The sequence below is a fragment of the Croceicoccus sp. genome (assembly GCF_983967925.1).
This window is the reverse complement of the sequence record NZ_CFETID010000017.1, coordinates 80,820-87,772: the sequence shown is the minus strand read 5'-3', so window position 1 is coordinate 87,772 and position 6,953 is coordinate 80,820. Positions and strand designations below refer to the sequence as shown.

At 62.9% G+C, this 6,953-nt stretch carries 7 protein-coding genes and 1 tRNA gene; 4 read left to right on the top strand and 4 right to left on the bottom strand.

Going from position 1 to position 6,953, the window contains the following annotated elements:
• Positions 1-1,292, top strand: a 1,292-nt coding sequence (gene pnp / locus AC4FIJ_RS11015) for a polyribonucleotide nucleotidyltransferase (protein ID WP_490336772.1), incomplete at its 5' end; no start/stop codon positions are given.
• 76 nt (positions 1,293-1,368) lie between these two features.
• Positions 1,369-2,052 carry a spermidine synthase gene (locus AC4FIJ_RS11010; RefSeq protein ID WP_490336771.1) on the top strand — a complete coding sequence of 228 codons (684 nt, stop codon included), beginning with the start codon at positions 1,369-1,371 and terminating at the stop codon, positions 2,050-2,052.
• A gap of 111 nt (positions 2,053-2,163) precedes the next feature.
• On the opposite strand, the gene AC4FIJ_RS11005 is transcribed toward AC4FIJ_RS11010, so the two are convergent.
• Entirely contained in the window at positions 2,164-2,829 is a 666-nt protein-coding gene (locus AC4FIJ_RS11005; RefSeq protein ID WP_490336770.1) for a GcrA family cell cycle regulator, read from the bottom strand.
• A 120-nt stretch (positions 2,830-2,949) separates the two neighbouring features.
• Here AC4FIJ_RS11005 and AC4FIJ_RS11000 point away from each other — a divergent pair, with 120 nt between their 5' ends.
• Positions 2,950-3,804 carry an ABC transporter permease gene (locus tag AC4FIJ_RS11000; protein WP_490336769.1) on the top strand — a complete coding sequence of 285 codons (855 nt, stop codon included), beginning with the start codon at positions 2,950-2,952 and terminating at the stop codon, positions 3,802-3,804.
• A 45-nt stretch (positions 3,805-3,849) separates the two neighbouring features.
• Here AC4FIJ_RS11000 and hspQ read toward each other — a convergent pair whose 3' ends face one another.
• Positions 3,850-4,284: a heat shock protein HspQ gene (gene hspQ, locus AC4FIJ_RS10995; protein WP_490336768.1), complete on the bottom strand. Its 435-nt coding sequence runs from the start codon at positions 4,282-4,284 to the stop codon at positions 3,850-3,852.
• Positions 4,285-4,441: 157 nt separating this feature from the next.
• Here hspQ and AC4FIJ_RS10990 point away from each other — a divergent pair.
• Positions 4,442-4,531, top strand: a tRNA-Ser gene (locus AC4FIJ_RS10990).
• A 148-nt stretch (positions 4,532-4,679) separates the two neighbouring features.
• Here AC4FIJ_RS10990 and AC4FIJ_RS10985 read toward each other — a convergent pair.
• Together AC4FIJ_RS10985 and AC4FIJ_RS10980 are read right to left on the bottom strand one after the other, a co-directional pair.
• Complete coding sequence (locus tag AC4FIJ_RS10985; protein ID WP_490336767.1) at positions 4,680-5,225, bottom strand: VOC family protein; 546 nt, start codon at positions 5,223-5,225, stop codon at positions 4,680-4,682.
• A complete protein-coding gene (locus AC4FIJ_RS10980; RefSeq protein WP_490336766.1) occupies positions 5,225-6,877 on the bottom strand; it encodes a class I adenylate-forming enzyme family protein in 1,653 nt (550 codons plus the stop codon). Before AC4FIJ_RS10980 ends, AC4FIJ_RS10985 begins: the two co-directional genes overlap by 1 nt.
• Between the last annotated feature and the right edge of the window lie 76 nt (positions 6,878-6,953).

Genomic DNA, 6,953 nt, shown 5'->3' with positions numbered 1-6,953 from the left:
TGTTCACGCGCGGTGAGACGCAGGCGATCTGCACCACCACGCTGGGCACCAAGGAATCGGAGCAGATGATCGACGGGCTGGAAGGCCTGACCTATTCGAACTTCATGCTGCACTACAACTTTCCGCCCTATTCGGTCGGCGAGGTTGGCCGGTTCGGCGCTCCCGGTCGGCGTGAGATCGGCCACGGCAAGCTGGCATGGCGTGCGCTGCACCCCGTGCTGCCGTCGAAGGAAGATTTCCCCTACACCATCCGCATCCTGTCGGACATCACCGAGTCGAATGGCTCGTCCTCGATGGCGACGGTCTGCGGCGGCTGTCTGTCGATGATGGACGCAGGCGTTCCGATCGAGCGTCCGGTGTCGGGCATCGCGATGGGCCTGATCCTGGAAGGCGACGAGTTCGCCGTGCTGTCGGACATCCTCGGCGACGAGGATCACCTCGGCGACATGGACTTCAAGGTGGCCGGTACGGAAGCGGGCATCACCTCGCTCCAGATGGACATCAAGATCGCCGGCATCACGCAGGAAATCATGTCGAAGGCGCTTGAGCAGGCGAAGGCCGGCCGCGCGCATATCCTTGGCGAGATGACCAAGGCGTTGGGTTCGGCCCGTACCGAACTGTCGGCGCATGCTCCGCGTATCGAGACGATGCAGATCGACAAGTCGAAGATCCGCGACGTCATCGGCACCGGCGGCAAGGTGATCCGCGAGATCGTCGCCGAAACCGGCGCGAAGGTCGACATCGACGACGAGGGCATCATCAAGATCTCGTCCAGCGATGTCGCGCAGATCGAAGCGGCCCGCAAGTGGATCGAAGGCATCGTCGAAGAGGCGGAAGTCGGCAAGATCTACAACGGCAAGGTCGTGAACATCGTCGACTTCGGCGCCTTCGTGAACTTCATGGGCGGCAAGGACGGCCTCGTCCACGTCTCCGAAATGAAGAACGAGCGCGTGGAAAAGCCGACCGACGTCGTGTCGGAAGGCCAGGAAGTGAAGGTCAAGGTGCTTGAGATCGACAACCGCGGCAAGGTCCGCCTGTCGATGCGCGTCGTCGACCAGGAAACCGGCGAAGAGCTGGAGGACACGCGTCCTGCCCGTGAACCGCGCGAGCCTCGCGGTGATCGCGGCGGTGACCGTCGTGGTCCCCGTGGCGGCGGCGATCGCGGTGGACGCGGCGGTGGCGGTCGTGACCGTGGACCGCGCGGTCCGCGCGGCGACCGTGACGGCGGCAGTGGTGAAGGCAAGGAAGGGGGCAACCCCGACCACATGCCCGCGTTCCTGAAGGACGACTGATCTTTCAGCGGATCGTATGACAAAAGGGGCCGCCGGAGCGATCCGGCGGCCTTTTTCGTGAAGAGGAGGATTTGAGATGCTGGCGCGCGAATTACTGGGCACCGCGCAGGTGCCGGGGGGCGAGGAACTGCGGCTCTATTCCCATGGCCGCGATTTCATGATCGTGCTCGACCGCAACGAGCTGATGAGCACGCGCATGCGCGGATCCGAGGAAGCGCTGGCGGTGATGAGCCTCGAACGGCTTGCCAATGCGCGTGCGCCGCATCTGCTGATCGGCGGCTATGGCATGGGCTTTACCCTGCGCGCGGCGCTGAAGACGGCGCCTCCCAAGACGCGGATCACGGTGGTGGAACTGGTGCCCGAGATCATCGAATGGGCAAAAGGTCCGATGGCGGAATTCACCGGAGATACGTTTGACGATCCGCGCTTTACTCTGCGGATGGGGGATGTCGCCGATGTCATCGCCGAGCGGCCCGGACGATACGATGCGATCCTTCTCGACGTCGACAATGGCCCGGACGGTCTGGTGCGGGCCGAAAACGACCGGCTCTATTCAAACGCCGGTCTGGCCGCCGCTCGCCGCGCTTTGACTCCCGAAGGCGTACTGGCGATCTGGTCCGCCGCGCCGGATCAACGCTTTACCAAGCAGCTTGAGCGCGCCCGATTCCATGTCGATGCGGTGGAGGTCAGCGCGCGCTATGACGCGAACGGCAAGGGCAAGGGTCCCAAGCACGTGATCTGGTTCTGCAGGCCATCCTGATAAGCTGCCTGCCGAGGCAATGTCGCTAGCCTACTAGATTGCGGAAAGAAAAAGGCCCGCCGGTACGTTCCGGCGGGCCTTTTCAATTCTCTTAGCTGACGGCTGCGCTGCTTAACGCACGCGCGGACCGCCGAACGGCAGGGGCGGAGGAGGACGGCGGGCACCGCGCGGAAGCTGTGCCTGATAGGCCCGCCCGCAATGCTCGACGCAATAGGGAAAGCCGGGGTTCACGCTCTGCCCGCAGAAATGGAAGTCCGGTTCGCCCGGATGGCCCATGGGCCAGCGGCAAATCCGGTCGTTTAGGTCGAGCAGGCTAGTCTTGCCTTCGATCTCGGGGCTGGGCTTTGCGGGCACCAGGCGGCGCGGCGGAGCGGGCGGAATAGGCGACTGCTGATCGCCGGGGCCCTGCCGCAGGAAGCCGCCAGGGCCGACCGACACGATCCGCGGCTGGTTGCCGCTGGGGGCTGCCGGACGCTGATCGGCCGGAGCCGCCGCAGGGGCCGGGCGCGGCGCGGGGGCAGGCGTCGGCGCCGGACGCGCCGCCTCCGCCGGCTTGGGCGCCGGGGTTTCCGCCTTCTTGGGCGCCGGCTTTGGCTTTGCCTTGGCGGCAGCCTTTTCCTTTACCGGGGACGGGCGCGCCTTCAGGCCAAGGCGATGCGCCTTGCCGATCACCGCGTTACGGCTAACCCCGCCGAGTTCCTCGGCGATCTGGCTGGCGGTCGAGCCGCTTTCCCACATCTTGGTAAGCTTCTCGATCCGTTCGTCGGTCCAGCTCATGCGTTCTCCAAAAAATCCGTTATCTGCGCACGGGCGGTATCGTTCCGTCCGTTTCGGCGCCGATCTTGTTCCGCCGCCTGCGCTTGCCATATCGATAGCCCGCCGTTACGCGAGCAATTAATGAACGACCCCGCACCCGAAACCGCCGCCAACCCCGCTTTTCACCAGTTTGGCCAGCCAGTCATCGGCCGGGTGAACCGGCTGGGGCTGTGGACCCTCTATATTAAGGAAGTCCGCCGTTTCTTCAAGGTCCAGACGCAGACGATCTGGGCTCCCGCGATCACGACACTGTTGTATCTGGTGATATTCTCGGTGGCGCTTGGCCGCGGAGGGCGCGAGGTGCTGGGCGTCAACTTCACCACCTTCGTCGCGCCGGGCCTGATCGTGATGGGCATGATGCAGAATGCCTTTGCCAATGCCAGCTTCTCGCTACTGGGCGGAAAGATACAGGGCACCATCATCGATTATCTGATGCCGCCGCTGTCCAACCTGGAACTGCTGGTGGGGATTGTCGGCGCAGCGGTAACGCGCGGGATCCTAGTTGGCCTTGCGGTGGGCATCGCCGTATGGCTCTATCCGGGTGCGGAGCTTAGCCTTGCGCATCCGGTTGCCATCATCTGGTTCGGCCTGATGGGTGTGATCCTGCTGTCGCTGATGGGCGTGCTCACGTCGATCTGGGCGGAAAAGTTCGATCACAATGCGGCGGTCACCAATTTCATCGTCGCTCCGCTCGCGCTTTTGTCGGGCACTTTCTACGTGATCGACAATCTGTCGCCAGTTTTCCAGACGATCAGCCGGTTCAATCCGTTCTTCTACGTGATCTCGGGCTTCCGCTACGGCTTTCTGGTGGAAAGCGATATCGGCAATAGCGGACATGCCGTGCTGTGGGCAGGCCTTGGGCTGGGCGTGCTGAACATTGCCATGTTCGTCGTGACTTACATGGTCCTGCGCTCGGGCTGGAAACTCAGAAGCTGATTGAGGAGGTGAGGGGACCGATCCCGCTTTATCGCGCGACCAACCTCAATGCCTCAGGCTGCGGTGCAGTGTATAGCGTCCGTCGTCCAGGTCATAGTCTCCGAACACCATGTCGATGGACGGATGTTCGACAGGACCACCAAGGCTGTCCTCGACCAGGTTCTGCTGGCTGACATAGGCGATGTAGCTCGATTCCTCATTCTCTGCGAAGAGATGATAGAATGGCTGTTCGCGGTTCGGGCGCATCGCATTCGGAATGGATTCGTACCATTCCTCGCTATTGGCGAAGACCGGGTCGACGTCGAAGACGACACCCCGGAAATCATGCAACCTGTGGCGCACGACGTCACCGATCCCAAAGCGAGCTTCGGCGATTTTCGGTGCAGAAACCGTGCCTCCCGCCTGTGGTGAAAAGAACGAGGAGCGTGTATCGCGCTCTGGCGCGCCCTCGTGCGGGATGTTGCGAGAACTTCCGGGCATGGGCACAATATAGGCCGCGTACGGTCAAGTCACAAGCGTAACGAGGTGGTTAACCCCGAAACGCTGCATTTGCCCCCTTGGCAAGCGCCGAATCATCGGCTAACCGCCCGGCTTCCTAAACGACCGGCAGGGATATTTCCCGGCCTGCAGTCCTCGCGGAGAGGTGGCAGAGAGGTCGAATGCGCCGCACTCGAAATGCGGTGTACGGGCAACCGTACCGTGGGTTCGAATCCCACCCTCTCCGCCACTCATCATCCTTGTTTCACTGCACTTTTCGCTCAGACGGAGAGGCCTTCGGGCTGCCCGAGTGATACAGCAGGTCTATTGAGGAACCCGCCCCGTCCGCGCCGTGGATGCCCTGCAAGGCAATCGTTTTCCCCAAGGGAAGCGCGGCGTTAAAGGCCGATCTTGCGGACGACGAGGTGGCGGTCGAAATCACCCGCAATCGCGGCGATATGGTCGTAGAAGCCGCGCAGCTTGTCGGTTCCGGCATAGAGTTCGGTCATCATGCCGGTCAGCGGCACCGTATCGACGAAGTGGAACGCGAAGCCGTCCTCCATGGTGCCGCGAAAGACGCTAGGATAGCCCGCATCCGACCATTCCTGCGCCGCCTTGTCGGCATCGTCGACGAATATGGCGGCGTGATGGGGGCCGAAACGGCCCGAACCTTCGGGATAGATGTCGTGAAAAGCCGAAGGGCCCGGATTGTTCTGCTGGACGAACTCCACCATCACATCGCCCCACTGGCCATAGGCCGAACTGTGGTCGAGCGTGCCGGGCTTGCCGCGATATATGGCCTCGGCCAGCGGGATGTTTTCCGCGAGAAGATAGGGCCCCGATCCGTGCATGGTATGATGCGACAATGCGGCGGCGTGAGCATCGGGCACGAAGAACGCGATCTGCCGGATGGGAAGGGGCGCTGGGGGACGAACTGGGGCCATCAGCCCGCCGCCGTCTGGTCACGCTGCGCCAGCAGTTCCTCGCGCAGTTTGAACTTCTGGATCTTGGACGTCGACATCGGCCATTCGCGCACGAAATGCACGCTGCGCGGCACCTTGAACCCGGCAAGAAATCCGCGGCAATGGTCGATCAACTCGTCCTCCTCGCAATTCTTTCCGGCAGCAAGCTCGATGAAGGCGACCGGCACTTCGCTATAGCGCGGGTCGGGAATGCCGACGACCTGCGCGAGCTTGACGGCGGGATGGGTCTGCAGATGGCTCTCGATCTCGGCGGCGGCCACGTTTTCGCCGCCGACCTTCAGCATGTCCTTGGTGCGGCCGTGGAACATCACATTGCCGTCCGCGTCCACGCTGCCGATGTCGCCGGTGTAGAACCAGCCGTCACGGATCGCCTCTGCCGTCTTGTCGGGCGCCTTGTAATAGCCTTTGAGCATGTTCGGGCCGCGCAGGACGATCTCGCCCTTCTGGCCCGCGCCGCAATCCTGGCCCGTTTCGGGATCGACGATGCGGATCTCCCATTCCTGCAGCGGTTTGCCGCATCGTCCCGTGCGGATTTCATAGCTGTCGTCGAGGCGGCTGGTCGATACCGTGCCCGCGCCTTCGGTCAGGCCATAGGTACCGACCTGGATGGTATCGGGCATCGCCTTGGCGACGGCCTCCTTGATCCACGCCGGCTGAACCGCGAAGTTCGAATTCATCACCCGCAGGCTGGACAGGTCGGTCTGCTCGAATTTTTCATGCGTGATCAGGTCCTGCATGATGGTGACAAAGCTGGGATAGGCGATGGTGCCCTTTTCGCGGTCCAGCATGTCGAGCGCGACGCCCGCATCGAAATGCGGGACCGTCATATAGGCGCCGCCCCGGTCGAGGATCATCGTCATCGGAAGAATTCCGGCGATGTGATAGATCGGCAGCGGAGACCACACCTTGTCCTCGCTCGTCACCTCATAACGCGTGCCGAGGTTGCGGCTGTTGGCGACCTGTCCGCGGTGGCTGATGAGCGCGCCCTTCGGATTGGCGGTGGTGCCCGAGGTGTAGAGGATCATCGCGACATCTTCGTCCTTTATGGCGTCGATGCGTCGGTCGATTTCCTCGTCCGAAATCGCGCGTCCGGCGGCAAGGATCGTGTCGGGCGAGGTGAGGCCGGATTGGCATGGCGGATCGAGGCAGATGACCTGACGAAGATCGGGCGCATCGGCGAGAGCTAGACTGCCGGAATCCTGCCCCTCTGCCAGATCGGGGAAGGCCGCCTGCAGCCTTTCGGCGAAATCGACATTTTCGGCCACGCGGCCCGTCGTCACCAGCATCACGAGGTCGGCATCGGCCACCAGATAGCGCAATTCGCCCGACTGATAGCGCGCATTGACCGGCACGGCGACGCCGCCCGCCATCATGATGCCGAAAAGAATTTCGAAGAAATCGATGCGTGTGGGCAGCAATATGCCGACATGCTCGCCCGGCTTGACGCCGGCGGCGACGAACCCCTTCGCCCATGCGCGCGCTGCGCGATAGAGTTCGTCATAGCTGCGCCGGTCGTCGGGAAAGACCACGGCATCGCTGGGTCCATATGCCTCGGCCGATGCGCGCAGCATCTTGCTCATGGTATAGTTCGGCTGCCCTTGCGCCATAGTCATCCATCCTCCGTCGGCGCCGAGCGGTTCCGTCCGCATCTGTTGCGCGCATGCCAGAATGATAAGGCCGGGGTACGAG

Bases quoted from the DNA above. Each gene is read 5' to 3' on its own strand.
- AC4FIJ_RS11005 (WP_490336770.1), bottom strand. From the start codon at position 2,829: ATGAGCTGGACCGACGAACGGATCGAGAAGCTTACCAAGATGTGGGAA.
- AC4FIJ_RS11010 (WP_490336771.1), top strand. From the start codon at position 1,369: ATGCTGGCGCGCGAATTACTGGGCACCGCGCAGGTGCCGGGGGGCGAG.
- AC4FIJ_RS11000 (WP_490336769.1), top strand. From the start codon at position 2,950: ATGAACGACCCCGCACCCGAAACCGCCGCCAACCCCGCTTTTCACCAG.
- AC4FIJ_RS10980 (WP_490336766.1), bottom strand. From the start codon at position 6,877: ATGACTATGGCGCAAGGGCAGCCGAACTATACCATGAGCAAGATGCTG.
- AC4FIJ_RS10985 (WP_490336767.1), bottom strand. From the start codon at position 5,225: ATGGCCCCAGTTCGTCCCCCAGCGCCCCTTCCCATCCGGCAGATCGCG.
- hspQ (WP_490336768.1), bottom strand. From the start codon at position 4,284: ATGCCCGGAAGTTCTCGCAACATCCCGCACGAGGGCGCGCCAGAGCGC.